The organism is Pseudomonas sp. UBA6315 (genome assembly GCF_002438125.1).
Classification (GTDB): Bacteria; Pseudomonadota; Gammaproteobacteria; order Pseudomonadales; family Pseudomonadaceae; genus Aquipseudomonas; species Aquipseudomonas faucium.
Window position 1 is genome coordinate 1 of the sequence record NZ_DJTF01000045.1, and the last position, 14957, is coordinate 14957.

Annotated in this window: 11 protein-coding genes and 1 pseudogene; 5 read left to right on the top strand and 7 right to left on the bottom strand. The window is 65.3% G+C overall.

All coding sequences use genetic code 11. The annotated features are described in order from the left end of the window. Nucleotides 1-140: pseudogene (locus tag B3E94_RS05755) on the bottom strand (glyceraldehyde-3-phosphate dehydrogenase); the annotation flags it as partial. Nucleotides 141-309: 169 nt separating this feature from the next. Between B3E94_RS05755 and mfd the strand changes: the two are divergent. The 3 genes from mfd to B3E94_RS05770 are packed head-to-tail and all read left to right on the top strand — an operon-like array spanning nt 310 to nt 7663. Then, nucleotides 310-3759 (top strand): transcription-repair coupling factor, encoded by a 3450-nt coding sequence (gene mfd / locus B3E94_RS05760; RefSeq protein WP_286912676.1) that lies wholly within the window; start codon nt 310-312, stop codon nt 3757-3759. A 9-nt stretch (nt 3760-3768) separates the two neighbouring features. Beyond that, nucleotides 3769-4341, top strand: a complete 573-nt coding sequence (locus B3E94_RS05765) for a CsiV family protein (protein ID WP_176511688.1) — start codon at nt 3769-3771, stop codon at nt 4339-4341. Nucleotide 4342: 1 nt separating this feature from the next. Beyond that, the gene (locus tag B3E94_RS05770; RefSeq protein ID WP_286912677.1) at nt 4343-7663 is read left to right on the top strand and encodes a DEAD/DEAH box helicase; all 3321 of its coding nucleotides are present in this window, start codon (nt 4343-4345) and stop codon (nt 7661-7663) included. A gap of 117 nt (nt 7664-7780) precedes the next feature. On the opposite strand, the gene nagZ is transcribed toward B3E94_RS05770, so the two are convergent. From nagZ to B3E94_RS05785, 3 genes are read right to left on the bottom strand one after another with little or no spacing between them, the layout of a single operon-like run. Then, complete coding sequence (gene nagZ, locus B3E94_RS05775) at nt 7781-8779, bottom strand: beta-N-acetylhexosaminidase (protein WP_286912684.1); 999 nt, start codon at nt 8777-8779, stop codon at nt 7781-7783. Between the two features lie 22 nt (nt 8780-8801). Then, nucleotides 8802-9326, bottom strand: a complete 525-nt coding sequence (locus B3E94_RS05780; protein ID WP_286912678.1) for a L,D-transpeptidase — start codon at nt 9324-9326, stop codon at nt 8802-8804. A 40-nt stretch (nt 9327-9366) separates the two neighbouring features. Then, on the bottom strand, nt 9367-10074 hold the full coding sequence (locus B3E94_RS05785; protein WP_286912679.1) for a TetR/AcrR family transcriptional regulator: 708 nt from the start codon (nt 10072-10074) through the stop codon (nt 9367-9369). A gap of 221 nt (nt 10075-10295) precedes the next feature. Between B3E94_RS05785 and lexA the strand changes: the two genes are divergently transcribed. Continuing rightward, nucleotides 10296-10904 (top strand): transcriptional repressor LexA, encoded by a 609-nt coding sequence (gene lexA / locus B3E94_RS05790; protein WP_176511684.1) that lies wholly within the window; start codon nt 10296-10298, stop codon nt 10902-10904. A 13-nt stretch (nt 10905-10917) separates the two neighbouring features. After that, a complete protein-coding gene (gene sulA, locus B3E94_RS05795) occupies nt 10918-11394 on the top strand; it encodes an SOS-induced cell division inhibitor SulA (protein WP_176511683.1) in 477 nt (158 codons plus the stop codon). Nucleotides 11395-11436: 42 nt separating this feature from the next. Here sulA and B3E94_RS05800 read toward each other — a convergent pair whose 3' ends face one another. The 3 genes from B3E94_RS05800 to topA form a co-directional block, all read right to left on the bottom strand. Next, nucleotides 11437-11670 (bottom strand): hypothetical protein, encoded by a 234-nt coding sequence (locus tag B3E94_RS05800; RefSeq protein ID WP_133970879.1) that lies wholly within the window; start codon nt 11668-11670, stop codon nt 11437-11439. A gap of 50 nt (nt 11671-11720) precedes the next feature. Then, entirely contained in the window at nt 11721-12236 is a 516-nt protein-coding gene (locus B3E94_RS05805; protein ID WP_286912681.1) for a DUF6586 family protein, read from the bottom strand. A gap of 184 nt (nt 12237-12420) precedes the next feature. Continuing rightward, on the bottom strand, nt 12421-14957 hold a 2537-nt coding region (topA, locus tag B3E94_RS05810; protein WP_286912683.1), incomplete at its 5' end, for a type I DNA topoisomerase.

Here is a 14957-nt window from a genome sequence, read left to right on the forward strand (position 1 = left end):
CGGCCATAAATCGAGCTCACCACATTGTTGTTGCGGTAGAGCTGACCGATAAGCGGGATCATCGCTTCAGCCAGAGCTTCACGATCAATCCACTCACCAAGACACTGGTCGGGCTTCTGAGTCACGGGAACCTTCCACATGTAGGGGGAGAAAAAAGGGGCTACATTATGACGCCCCAACGCGTAACCGGCAATGAGCGCCTGTCGATGCAGCGCCAGCCCGCGTCCATGCCCCTTTCCGAGCCTGACAGCACGCACTGGCACCGGTACAATCGACCTCTTTGCCGCAACGCTTGGAGTGCAATCTCCCGTGTCAGTTCTGCGCCTACCGCAACTGTCGGCCACGGCCGGCAAACAAACCTGGGGCAACCTGCCCGGGGCCGCCCTCAGCCTGGCCATCGCCGAAGCCGCCAGCAGCGCCGGGCGCTTCACCCTGTTGCTGACAGCCGACAGCCAGGCCGCCGACCGCCTGGAACAGGAGCTGCGCTTCTTCGCCCCGGAGCTGCCGGTGCTGCCGTTCCCTGATTGGGAAACCCTGCCCTACGACCTGTTCTCGCCGCACCAGGACATCATTTCCCAGCGCATCGCCAGCCTCTACCGGCTGCCGGAGCTGAGCCATGGCATCCTCGTCGTGCCGATCACCACGGCCCTGCACCGCCTGGCGCCGACGCGCTTTCTGCTCGGCAGCAGCCTGGTGCTGGACGTGGGCCAGACCATCGACGTGGAGCAGATGCGCACGCGCCTGGAGGCCAGCGGCTACCGCTGCGTCGACACGGTCTACGAACACGGCGAGTTCGCCGTGCGCGGCGCGCTGATCGACCTGTTCCCGATGGGCAGCAAGCTGCCCTACCGCATCGACCTGTTCGATGACGAGATCGAAACCCTGCGCACCTTCGACCCGGAGACCCAGCGCTCGATCGACAAGGTCGACTCGATCCGCCTGCTGCCGGCGCGCGAATTCCCCATGCAGAAGGAGGAAGTGACCCGTTTCAAGGCGCGCTTCCGCGAGCGTTTCGACGTCGATTTTCGCCGCAGCGCGATCTTCCAGGACCTGGCCAGCGGCATCATCCCCGCCGGCATCGAGTACTACCTGCCGCTGTTCTTCGAAGAAACCTCGACCCTGTTCGACTACCTGCCCAGCGACACCCAGGTGTTCTCCCTGCCGGGCGTGGAACAGGCTGCCGAGCACTTCTGGAACGATGTGCGCGGGCGCTATGAAGACCGCCGCGGCGACCTGACCCGCCCGCTGCTGCCCCCGGCCGAGCTGTTCCTGCCGGTGGAAGACTGCTTCGCCCAGCTCAAGCAGTGGCCACGGGTGGTGGTCAGCGCCGACGACATCGAGGCCGGCGGCGGCCGCGAACGCTTCCCCGCCCGCGCTCTGCCCAACCTGGCCATCGAGGCCAAGGCCAACCAGCCGCTGGCGGCGCTGTCGGCGTTTCTCGACGAGTTCGACGGCCGCGTGCTGTTCACTGCCGAATCGGCGGGCCGCCGCGAGGTGCTGCTGGAGCTGCTCGAACGCCTCAAGCTGAGGCCGCAGACAGTCGAAAGCTGGGCCGATTTCATCACCGGCAGCGAGCGCCTGGCGATCACCATCGCCCCGCTCGACGAAGGCCTGCTGCTCGAAGACCCGGGCCTGGCCCTGGTCGCCGAAAGCCCGCTGTTCGGCCAGCGCGTGATGCAGCGCCGGCGCCGCGACAAACGCGGCGAGGCGGCCAACGATGCGGTCATCAAGAACCTCACCGAATTACGTGAAGGCGCCCCGGTGGTGCACATCGACCACGGTGTGGGCCGCTACCTGGGCCTGGCCACCCTGGAAATCGAAGGCCAGGCCGCCGAGTTCCTGACCCTGGAATACGCCGAGGGTGCCAAGCTCTACGTGCCGGTGGCCAACCTGCACCTGATCGCCCGCTACACCGGCAGCGACGATGCCCTGGCACCGCTGCACCGGCTCGGTTCGGAAACCTGGCAGAAGGCCAAGCGCAAGGCCGCCGAGCAGGTGCGCGACGTGGCCGCCGAGCTGCTCGACATCTATGCCCGCCGCGCCGCGCGCAAGGGCTATGCCTTCGCCGACCCGGCCGCCGACTACGCCACCTTCAGTGCCGGCTTCCCATTCGAGGAAACCCCGGACCAGCAGAACGCCATCGAAGCGGTGCGCGCAGACATGCTCGCCGCCAAGCCGATGGACCGCCTGGTGTGCGGCGACGTCGGCTTCGGCAAGACCGAAGTGGCCATGCGCGCAGCCTTCATTGCCGTGCACAGCGGCCGCCAGGTGGCGGTATTGGTGCCCACCACCCTGCTCGCCCAGCAGCACTACAACAGCTTCCGCGACCGCTTCGCCGACTGGCCGGTGACGGTCGAGGTGATGAGCCGCTTCAAGTCGGCCAAGGAAGTGGCCGCGGCCGCCGCCGACCTTGCCGAGGGCAAGATCGACATCCTCATCGGCACCCACAAGCTGCTGCAGGATGACGTGCGCTTCAAGGACCTGGGCCTGGTGGTGATCGACGAAGAGCACCGCTTCGGCGTGCGCCAGAAGGAGCAGCTCAAGGCCCTGCGCAGCGAAGTCGACATCCTCACCCTTACCGCAACGCCGATCCCGCGTACTTTGAACATGGCCGTGGCCGGCATGCGCGACCTGTCGATCATCGCCACGCCACCGGCGCGGCGCCTGTCGGTGCGCACCTTCGTCATGGAGCAGAACAACAGCACGGTCAAAGAAGCCCTGCTGCGTGAACTGCTGCGCGGCGGCCAGGTGTACTACCTGCACAACGACGTGAAGACCATCGAAAAATGCGCCGCCGACCTCGCCGAGCTGGTCCCCGAGGCACGGATCGGCATCGGCCACGGGCAGATGCGCGAGCGCGAGCTCGAGCAGGTGATGAGCGACTTCTACCACAAGCGCTTCAACGTGCTGATCGCCTCGACCATCATCGAGACCGGCATCGACGTGCCCAGCGCCAACACCATCGTCATCGAGCGCGCCGACAAGTTCGGCCTGGCCCAGCTGCACCAGCTGCGCGGCCGGGTCGGGCGCAGCCACCACCAGGCCTACGCCTACCTGCTCACGCCTGTGCGGCAGAAGGTCAGCAGCGACGCCGAGAAGCGCCTGGAAGCCATCGCCAACACCCAGGACCTGGGGGCCGGTTTCGTCCTGGCCACCAACGACCTGGAAATCCGCGGCGCCGGCGAGCTGCTGGGCGAAGGCCAGAGCGGGCAGATCCAGGCAGTGGGCTTCACCCTCTACATGGAAATGCTCGAGCGTGCGGTCAAGGCCATCCGCAAGGGCACCCAGCCGAACCTCGAACAGCCCCTGGGCGGCGGCCCGGAGATCAACCTGCGCCTGCCGGCGCTGATCCCCGAGGACTACCTGCCCGACGTGCATGCGCGCCTGATCCTGTACAAGCGCATTGCCTCGGCGGCCGACGAAGAAGGCCTCAAGGACCTGCAGGTGGAAATGATCGACCGCTTCGGCCTGCTGCCCGAACCGACCAAGAACCTGATTCGCCTGACCCAGCTCAAGCTGCAGGCGGAAAAGCTCGGCATCAAGAAAGTCGACGCCGGCCCCAATGGCGGCAAGCTCGAGTTCGAGGCCGAAACGCCGGTCGACCCGCTGACCCTGATCAAGCTGATCCAGAGCCAGCCCAAACGCTACAAATTCGAAGGTGCCACCCAGTTCCGTTTCCTGGTACCGATGGAACGCCCCGACGAACGATTCAATACTCTGGAAGCGCTGTTCGAGCGCCTGACCCCACAGACTGCCTAAGGAAGATCCATGCGTGCCATCCGTTGCCTGACCTTGTTGCTCGCGCTGTTCGCGCCGGCCGCCTTCGCCGAAGGCCTGTATCAGGTGGAAATGCTCCTTGTGCGGCAGAACAGCGTGCCCGCCTTCACCAGCCCGTTCGCCCCGGAAGACTGGAGCGCCGGCGCCCCGCGCCTGGACAAGGGCGCCGAGCGGCCATTGGCACTGCAAGACGAGGCCACCCGCCTGCAAGCCACGGCCGACTACACCGTGCTGCTGCACAAGGCCTGGCAGCAGCAGGTAGGCAGCGCGCCGAGCCGCATCGCCCTGGGCGCGGGTGAAGAGCAGTTCGGCCACTTCCCGATCGAAGGCAACCTCAGCCTCACCGAGGGCCGCTTCATCGCAGTGGAGGCGAACTTCTGGGTCAACCAGCTCGACGGCAACGGCAACGTGCTGCAGAGCGAGCAGTTCAAGCAGAGCAACAGCAACATGAAAGGCGGCCAGCTGACCTTCATGGATGGCGGCCACCTTGCCCTGCTGTTGAAGGTGACCCCTCCCGGCACGCCGAAAATGCCGGTGATGGACCCGGAGATGATGGAGCAGTGATGTGAGCACGGAGGATGCGCGGCACCTGCTGAGGGCCCACCCGGGCTGGGTCGACCACATCCAGGACGGGGCCATGAAGCGGGGCCGGGCATACGCGGCGCAAGGCCGCACCCGCCTCCTGGCGCTGCACGACAAAACCATCGAAGCGACCTGCCAGGGATCGTCGGGCGAGCAGTATCGGCAGACCATCGAGCTGCTGCTCAACGGCGCCGAGCTTCGCGTCTACGGGCGCTGCAGCTGCCCGGTGGGCCTGAACTGCAAACACTGCGTGGCCGCGCTGCTGGCTGCCCAGCTGGGTGATAGCCTGCCCGACAGCCAGCCGGCGCAACAGCAGCCTGCGCTGTCTCCGGCGCTCGACCAATGGGTAGAAACCCTCGAAGCCACCGGCCAGCAGGTGGCTGCAGCCAAGCCCGAACGCAAGGGCCCGGCCATTCACTACCTGATCCATACCGGCAACCAGCAGTGCACGCTGGAAGTGGCCAAGGGCACCCGCCAGGCCGACGGCGGCGTGCAGTTCGGCAAGATCACCTCGTTGCCTGAACTGATCTACTACCCACCCCGCTACGTCACCCAGGACGATGCCCGGTTATTGCGCCTGATCGATGCCACCAACCAGGCCGTTCGCCCCGTGGTCGAGCTCGAAGGCAAGCAAGGCGCCGAACTACTCGGCTACGCACTGGCCACCGGGCGCCTGCATTTTTCCACCGACGCTCACCCACTGGAGGGTGGCCCGGCGCTGCAGGCCGAGTTCCGCTGGGTCAGGCTGGACGATGGCAGCTACCGGGGAGCCTGGTACCAGGGCGAGCAGACCCAACTGCTGGCGCTGCCCGTCGAACCCATGTACTACGTCGACCGCGCAGCGCACCTGCTGGGCAAGCTGCAGCACGACCTGGACCCTTTCATCGCCAGCCAGCTTGCCCGCGCCCCCACCGTTCCGGAACACCTGGTCGTACCCTTGAGTCATCGATTGAACGCCTTGAACCGCCAAGTCCCCACACCCACCACCGTCAACACCGAGCAACTCGAAGGCATTCTGCCTAAGGGCCATCTGACCCTCGGCAGCCTCGAATTCAGTGCCTACATGCCTAAGACCGGCCGCATGCAGCGCCAGATGCAGCATCGCGCCGCGCTGTCATTCGACTACGACGGCCTGCGCGCCAGCGGCAGTGACGACAAGCCACTGGCGCGCCTGGTCGGCACCACCAGCCAGCGCATCCGCCGCCAGCCGGCAGCCGAGCAGGCGCTGCGCAAAGCCCTGCGCGACCTCGGCTTCAAGCCCGCCACCCGCCAGAGCAAGGCGCTGCCCGACAGCGCCGGCGAGATGCTGCAAATGCCGGACGACGAAGCCTGGCTGCACTTTGCCCGCGAAGGCCTGCCGCGCCTGCGTGAGGCGGGCTGGGACATCGATATCCACCGCGACTTCGCGTTCAACCTGCAAGAGGTGGACGACTGGTACGCCAGCATCGACGAAGCGCCTGGCCACGAATGGTTCGACCTGGAGCTGGGCATCGTCGTCGATGGCCAGCGCCACAGCCTGTTGCCGATCGTGCTGCAACTGCTGCGCAGCAACCCGGAGCTGCTGCGCCCCAGCGAACTGGCCCGGCGCAGTGACGACGAACACCTGCTGATCGACCTCAACCGCGGCCGCCTGGACAGCCCGGCGCTGCGCGTGGCCCTGCCCTACGGGCGGATCAAGGCGGTAATGGGCACCCTCGGCGAGCTGTACCTGCACGAAGACGCCGCCGGGCCCACCCTGCGCATGGACCGCGCCGACGCGGCGCGCCTCAACGACATCGAGCACCTGCCCCTGCACTGGGAAGGCGGCGCCCATGTGCGCGACCTCGGCCGGCGCCTGCGCGATGCCCGCGACCTGCAGGTCGAGCCGCCCAGCGGGCTCGCCGCCACGCTTCGCCCCTACCAGCAGCAAGGCCTCAACTGGCTGCAGGCCCTGCGCGAGATGGGCACCGGCGGCATCCTCGGCGACGACATGGGCCTGGGCAAGACCCTGCAGACGCTCGCCCACCTGCTGCTGGAAAAACAGCACGGGCGCCTGCCCCACCCGGCCCTGGCGGTGATGCCCACCAGCCTGGTGCCCAACTGGCTGGACGAGGCCCAGCGCTTCGCCCCGGGGCTGCGCGTGCTGGCCCTGCACGGCCCGGGCCGCAGCAAGCATTTTGCCAAGCTGGGCGAGTACGACCTGGTGCTGACCACCTATGCCCTGGTGCCGCGCGACCTGGAGCACCTGCGCGCCAACCCCTGGAGCGTGCTGGTGCTCGACGAAGCGCAGAACATCAAGAGCAGCACCAGCAAGGCCGCTCTCGCCGTCTGCGAGCTTGAGGCCAACCAGCGCCTGTGCCTGACCGGCACGCCCATGGAAAACAACCTGGGCGAGCTATGGTCGATCTTCCACTTCCTGATGCCGGGCTGGCTGGGCGAGGTCAAGCGCTTCAACCAGGATTACCGCACCCCGATCGAACGCCACGGCGATGGCGAGCGCCTGGCGCACCTGGTCAGCCGCATCCGCCCGTTCCTGCTGCGCCGCACCAAGGAACAGGTGGCCACCGAACTGCCGGCCAAGACCGAGATGGTCCACTGGGTCGAGCTCAGCGACGCCCAACGCGACACCTACGAGGCCGTGCGGGTGGCGATGGACAAGAAGGTGCGCGACGAGATTGCCCGCAACGGGGCGTCCCGCAGCCAGATCGTGATCCTCGATGCGCTGCTCAAGCTGCGCCAGGTGTGCTGCGACCTGCGCCTGGTCAAAGGCGTCGAAAGCAAAGGCAACCAGGCGGACAAAGGCAAGCTTGGGGCGCTGCTGGAGATGCTCGAGGAGCTGCTCAGCGAAGGCCGGCGGGTTTTGCTGTTTTCGCAGTTCACCTCGATGCTGGCGCTGATCGAGCAGGAGCTGGTAAAGCGCAAGATCCGCTACAGCCTGCTCACCGGCGACACCCGCGACCGGCGCACGCCGGTGCAGCAGTTCCAGAAAGGCGACAGCGAGGTATTTCTCATCAGCCTCAAGGCTGGCGGCGTCGGCCTGAACCTGACGGCGGCGGACACGGTGATCCACTTCGACCCGTGGTGGAACCCGGCCAGCGAAAACCAGGCCACCGACCGCGCCTACCGCATCGGGCAGGACAAGCCGGTGTTCGTGTTCAAGCTGATTACCCGGGGCACGGTGGAAGAGAAAATTCAGCAACTGCAGCAGGAAAAGGCCGCGCTGGCGGCAAGCTTGCTCGATGGCGGGCAGGCGGGGCAGTGGCGCCTGGGGGATGAAGAGATCGACGCGCTGTTTGCGCCGTTGCCTGGAAAGCGTGGGCGTTAGCCTTTTGCAGCCTCAGATGGCCCTATCGCCGGCAAGCCGGCTCCCACAGGATTTTCACTGCCCTTCAGGGCGGCGCGTTACCTGTGGGAGCCGGCTTGCCGGCGATAGGGCCTGCGGTCAATCGATCAACTGTGCGTCCTTCAACGCCCCCAGCGCCTCCAGCCAACGCGGCTGCTGGCGATAGTCGGTACGCGCAAAGCCCTGCCCGCGCATCCGTGCAATACGCGGCGAAGGCTTGACCTTCAACCGCTGCGCCGCCGTCAACGCCAGCTCCGCCGCCGCCCGGTCGTTGCACACCAGGCCCATGTCGCAACCGGCACTCAGCGCCGCCTCGATCCGGTTGGCCGCATCGCCGACCACATGCGCGCCCGCCATCGACAGGTCATCGCTGAAGATCACCCCGTCAAAGCCCAGCTCGCCGCGCAAGATGTCCTGCAGCCAGCGGCGCGAGAAGCCGGCAGGCTGGTTGTCGACTTGCGGGTAAATGACATGCGCCGGCATCACCGCCGCCAATTGCCCGCTGAGGCGGCTGAACGGCACCAGGTCGGCCTGGCGCAGTTGCTCAAGGCTACGCTCGTCGGTGGGAATGGCCACGTGCGAGTCCGCCTCGGCCCAGCCATGCCCCGGGAAATGCTTGCCGCAGGCAGCGATGCCCGCCGCGTTCATGCCACGAATGAAGGCACCGGCCAGCTGCGTGGCACGCTGCGGGTCGCCTTCGAAGGCACGGCTGCCGACTACCGCGCTGCGCTGGTGATCCAGGTCCAGCACCGGGGCGAAGCTCAGGTCCAGGCCCACTGCCAGCACCTCGGTGGCCATCAGCCAGCCGCATTGCTCGGCCAGGTACTCGGCATTGGCATTGTCGGCAATCGCGCGCATCGCCGGCAGGCGCACGAAGCCCTGGCGCAGGCGCTGCACCCGGCCGCCTTCCTGGTCTACCGCGAGGATCAGGTCGGGGCGCACGGCGCGAATGGAGGCGCACAGCTCGCGCACCTGGCGCGGGCTGTCGATGTTGCGGGCAAAGATGATCAGGCCGGCCACTTCAGGCTGGCGCAGGAGCTGGCGGTCCTCGGCGGTCAGCCATTTACCGGCGATATCCACCATCAGGGAGCCTTGCAGGCTGGCGGTCATAGGCAATCCTTCATTGCAAACTAATGGAAGCCCACTGGGGGCATGCGGCCTCGTCGATGCGCACCGGGCAATGCGCCGGTACACGCTCGAACAGGCCAAGCAGGTCGGTGTTGCGCAGGCGTATGCAGCCATGGGACAGCGGTACGCCAAAGGGTTGCGTGTCGGGCCCGCCGTGCAGGTAGATGTAGCGGCGGAACGTGTCCACCGGCCCCAGGCGATTGAAGCCGGGTTCGCAGCCACTGAGCCAGAGAATGCGGGTGAGAATCCAGTCGCGGCCGGGGTATTGCGCCTCAAGCTGCGGCGTCCACAGCTCACCGGTCCAGCGCCGGCCGCAGAGCACGGCATTGAGCGGCAGGCCCGCGCCGATCTTCGCCCGCACCTGATGCAGCCCGCGCGGGGTACACCCCGAGCCGTTGCGCTCGCCGGCGCCATTGCGCGCGGTGGACACCTGCAAACGCACGCGCAGCTGCCCATGGGCAAAGCCATAGAGGCACTGGTCGGCGAGGGAGATATGCAGGAAATCGAGGTCGGGCATGGGCGCTAGCTTAGCCGAAGCGCCCTGCCCCGCCCAGCCTTCAGGCTTTGGCGGTGGCGCTGCCGGTCTTGCTGCGTGGGCGCAGCTGGGCGGCGGCCATGGCATTGTCGGTGACGCCACTGTCGGCGCGCATGCCAGCTGCCAGGAATGGCACCATCAGGCGCATGACCTGTTCGATCGAGGTATTGATGCCGAAGTCGGTTTCAGCGATGGCCCGCAGCGCCTTGATACCGGACATGCTGAACGCCGCCGCGCCGAGCATGAAGTGCACGCGCCAGAACAGCTCAAGCGGTGGAATGCGTGGCGCGGCCTCGTTGACCAGCAGCATGTAGCGGCGGAACACCTTGCCGTACATGTCTTCGAGGTAGCGGCGCAAATGGCCCTGGCTCTGGCTGAAGGCCAGGCCCAGCAGGCGCATGAAGATCGACAGGTCGTTGTTGCTGCGCGGCTGCACCGCCAGGGCCTGCTCGACCAGCATCTCCAGCAGCTCTTCGAGGCTGGGCTTGTGCTCGGGCTTGGCCTGGCGCCGCTCCAGCTCGCGTTCGAGGCTGGCGCAGAACGGGCCGAGGAAGCGCGAGAAGACCGCCTGGATCAGCGCCTTCTTCGAACCGAAATGGTAGTTGACCGCCGCCAGGTTGACCCCGGCCTTGCTGGTAATCAGCCGCAACGAGGTTTCCGCAAACCCCCTTTCCGCGAACAATTGCTCGGCAGCATCGAGAATGCGTTCAACGGTTTCCGATTGGGCCATGACTACTCCGGCAGGCAGACAAACAGGTGTTTGAAACATACGTTTCAGGCCTGACCCTGTCAAGGCCAGGTGACCCGCCGGTCGCCATTTAAATGCGCCAAGCTGCAGGCTGCAAGCGACAAGATGCGCCGTTTGCCGCTTTTATTGCAGCTTTGGCGCTTGCAGCGTATCCAGTACTGTATATAATCCCAGTCACTGTATAAAAAGACAGAGCGCTCGCCATGTTGAAACTGACGCCACGCCAAGCCGAAATCCTGGCTTTCATCAAACGCTGCCTCGAAGACAACGGCTTCCCGCCGACCCGCGCGGAAATCGCCCAGGAGCTGGGGTTCAAGTCACCCAACGCCGCTGAAGAACACCTCAAGGCCCTGGCTCGCAAGGGTGCGATCGAAATGACCCCGGGGGCCTCCCGCGGCATTCGCATTCCTGGCGTCGAAACCAAGGCCGAAGACAGCGGCCTGCCGATCATCGGCCGGGTCGCTGCCGGTGCGCCGATCCTCGCCGAGCAGCACATCGAGCAATCCTGCAACATCAACCCGGCCTTCTTCCACCCCCGCGCCGACTACCTGCTGCGCGTACACGGCATGAGCATGAAGGACGTCGGCATCTTCGACGGCGACCTGCTGGCAGTGCACACCTGCCGCGAGGCCCGTAACGGCCAGATCGTCGTGGCCCGCATCGGCGACGAAGTGACCGTCAAGCGCTTCAAGCGCGAAGGCAGCAAGGTCTGGCTGATGGCCGAAAACCCCGAGTTCGCCCCTATCGAAGTCGACCTGAAAGAACAGGAACTGGTGATCGAGGGCTTGAGTGTCGGCGTTATTCGCCGCTGATCCAGGAGGCGTCATGCAACAGTTCATCCAAGCACAACAGCAGGTCCAGCTTCCCCTGTTCGAGGCCTTCCTTGCCCAACCGGTTCTGCCGGGGCTCAAGGCCACCGAGCAGGCACGCAAAAGCAGCCAGCCAGAGCTGTTCAGCGAACTGTCCCTGCGTGGCGCCCCAGAGCACTGCCAAAGCCTGCTGGCGCCGGTTTTGCGCGAACTGAGCGAGGAGCAGGAGGCCCGCTGGCTGACCCTGATCGCCCCCCCTGCCAGCCTGACCCAGGCCTGGCTGCGTGACGCCGGCCTGAATCGCGAGCGCATTTTGCTGCTGCAACCCAGCGACAACCAGAGCGCGCTGCAACTGGCCTGCGAGGCCTTGCGCCTGGGCCACAGCCACACCGTGGTGAGCTGGCTTGGCAGCGTCAATGCCACCGCACGCCAACAACTGGTGCGCGCCGCCAGCACCGGAAATGCACAAAGCCTGAACATCCGCCTTGGCTGATGTTCAGGCTTTGCCTGTCTTGCAATAGAAACCTGGAGGGGCTCAGTGCAGCACGCGAGGCCCTTCGTCGCGCTCGAGCTCACCATCGATCAGCCGACCGGCCATCTGCACACCCACACTCAGCATCGCCTTGGCGACTTCGACATGCTGGCCTTGCAGGAACGCCTTGGCGTCTTCCGAGAAATCCAGGGTTACCAAAGAGCCTTCATCCTCGGCGCGACGCAGTTCGATGCGGCCATCAGGCAACTCGACAATTTCCAGAAACGACGTAGACATAAAGGGCTGTTCTCCACGAAAGGCGGCCATTGTACCAGCCGCCGCGGCGCTCAGCACTCACTCAACGCGTCGCGGAAACGTCTCACCAGCCCTTTGAGGTTGCTGCGCCAGCTTTCCAGTTCTTCACGCGACAGCGCAGGCGGCTCGGGCTGGTCGAGATTGACGGCCTGGATCAGGGGCTGGGCGACATCGGTTTTGGGCGTTTTCTTCGCGACAGGTGGTCGGAACAAATCGGCATAAGCGCCGAGCAGTTGCGCCAACCAGGTTTCCCGCTGACGGGCCAGCTCCAGCAATTCGGCCACTTCAGGAATGGCAATGGCACTCAGCGCGTCGTCGGCCAGCAGTTGCTCGACGCTTGGCGCCATGGGCAGGCGATAGTAGCCGGCAATTTCGTGGCACAACCCTAGCAGCGCGCCATAGAGGTGAAACAATGCCGACTCGCGTTCGGCCTGGACCAGGCCCTGGGCATTCATCGCCTGGCTATCGGCCGCCTTGGCCATGGACTCCAGGGCAAGGCCGGCGAAGAACAGCTTCTGGTTGGTGCGGGTGTAGAGTTCCTGGGCCATGTCGAGTGGCCTCCTTTAGGGCTGCAAGGCGAATAGCTGCAGTTTCAAGGATCGAGGGGTGCTTGTCACCAATGAAATAGGGCCGCTTCGCGACCCATCGCCGGCAAGCCGGCTCCTACAGATATGTGGGAGCTGGCTTGCCAGCGATGGGCCGCAAAGCGGCCCCATTCACAGCACCGACGAATCAGCGCTTGTCTTCGACCTTCCAGGCATTGCCGTCGTAGAAGGCCTTCCAGCCAGTCGGCTTGCCATCGACCTCGGACTGTACGTACTGCTCCTTGGTCTTGCGGCTGTAGCGGATCACCGCCGGGCGCCCGTCCGGATCCTTCTGCGGTGCATCGCAGAGGAAGTGGTATTTCGGGTCGATCTCGTGCTTGTGCGGCAGAATCTCCAGCACCAGCGGCGCGCGGGTTTCACGGTTTTTAGGGAACTGGCTGGCGGCCAGGAACAACCCCGAAGCACCGTCGCGCAGCACGTAAGTGTCGTCGACCTTCTCGCACTTGAGCTCCGGCATGTCCACCTTGTCCATCTTCGGTGGCGCAGCCTCGCCGCTCTTGAGCAGCTTGCGGGTGTTCTTGCACGCAGGGTTGGTGCAGCCGAAGAACTTGCCGAAACGGCCGGTCTTGAGCTGCATTTCGCTGCCGCACTTGTCGCACTCAAGGCTTGGCCCTTCATAACCCTTGATGCGATAGCTGCCCTCTTCGATCTCGTAGCCGGCGCAATCTGGGTTGTTACCGCAGATATGCAGCTTGTGCTTCTCGTCGAGCAGGTAGGCATCCATGGCCGTGGCGCAGATCGGGCAGCGATGCTTGCCACGCAGCACCAGCGATTCGGATTCACCCTCGTCGTCGGCGGCAATCTCGTCGCCCGGCACCAGGTTGACGGTGGCCTTGCAGCGCTCCTTGGGCGGCAGGCTGTAACCGGAGCAGCCCAGGAACACGCCCGTGGAGGCGGTACGAATCATCATCGGCCGGCCACATTCCTTGCACGGAATGTTGGTCATGGTCGGCTGGTTGGCGCGCATGCCGTTCTCGGCAGACTCGGCGGTCAGCAGCTTCTTGCTGAAGTCACCGTAGAACTCGTCGAGCACGTGCTTCCAGTCGCGTTCGCCGTGGGCCACGTCGTCGAGGTTCTCTTCCATGCCGGCGGTAAAGCCGTAGTCCATCAGGTTGGAGAAGCTCTCCGACAAGCGCTCGGTGACGATGTCACCCATCTTCTCGGAATAGAAACGGCGGTTGTGCAACGTCACATAGCCGCGGTCCTGGATGGTGGAAATGATCGCCGCATAGGTCGACGGGCGGCCGATGCCGCGCTTTTCCATTTCCTTGACCAGGCTGGCTTCGGTGAAGCGCGCTGGCGGTTTGGTGAAGTGCTGGCTCGGGTCGAGCTGAATCAGCTTGAGCGCTTCGCCCTGGGCCATTTCCGGCAGCACATCGTCTTCGCCCGGCTTGCTCTGTTGCGGCAGTACACGGGTGTAACCGTCGAACTTGAGGATGCGGCCCTTGGCACGCAGCTCGAAGTCGCCAGCGGCCACGGTGACACTGGTGGACAGATACTGCGCTGGCGGCATCTGGCAGGCCAGGAACTGGCGCCAGATCAGCTCGTACAGGCGCTCAGCGTCCCGCTCCATACCGCTGAGCTTGGTCGGGTGCGTGTTGACGTCGGAAGGGCGAATCGCCTCGTGCGCTTCCTGGGCGCCTTCCTTGCTGCCATATACCAGCGGGGCTTCCGGCAGGTACTGCTTGCCGAACTCGCGCTCGATGTAGCTGCGCGCCATGTCCAGGGCATCAGCCGACAGGTTGGTCGAGTCGGTACGCATGTAGGTGATGTAACCCGCTTCGTACAGACGCTGGGCCATCATCATGGTCTTCTTCACCCCGAAGCCCAGGCGGTTGCTGGCAGCTTGCTGCAGGGTGGAGGTGATGAACGGTGCCGACGGCTTGCTGCTGGTCGGGCGGTCTTCGCGCTTGATCACGCTGTAGCTGGAAGCCTTGAGCTTCTCCAGCGCGGCCATGGCCTGGGCTTCGTTCAGCGGCTTGAAGGCTTCGCCCTTCTCGCGCGACACCTCGAAACGTACCTTGGCGTTCTTGGCCGTGCCGAGGTCGGCGTGCACTTCCCAGTACTCTTCCGGTACGAAGGCACGGATCTCGCGCTCACGCTCGACTACCAGCTTCACTGCCACCGACTGCACACGGCCGGCAGACAGGCCACGGGCGATCTTGGCCCACAGCAGCGGCGAAACCATGTAGCCCACCACGCGATCAAGGAAGCGCCGCGCCTGCTGGGCGTTGACCCGGTCGATGTCCAGCTCGCCAGGCTGCGAGAACGCTTCCTGGATCGCCTTCTTGGTAATTTCGTTGAACACCACGCGCTTGTAGCGGGTGTCGTCACCACCGATGGCTTCGCGCAGGTGCCAGGCAATGGCTTCCCCTTCGCGATCCAAGTCGGTTGCGAGATAGATGGTGTCGGCATCCTTGGCCAGGCGGCGCAGCTCTTCGATCACCTTTTCCTTGCCGGGAAGGATCTCGTACTTGGCCTTCCAGCCGTGTTCGGGGTCGACGCCCATGCGCGCCACCAGCTGGCGACGGGCCTTCTCTTTCGGCGACAGCGCCGGAGCCTCACCCGCAGCGGCCTTGCCACGCTTGGCGGCCGGCTCTTTGCTTGCGCTGGCCGAACCGCTGGTGGGGAGGTCTCGGATATGGCCGATACTCGACTTCACCA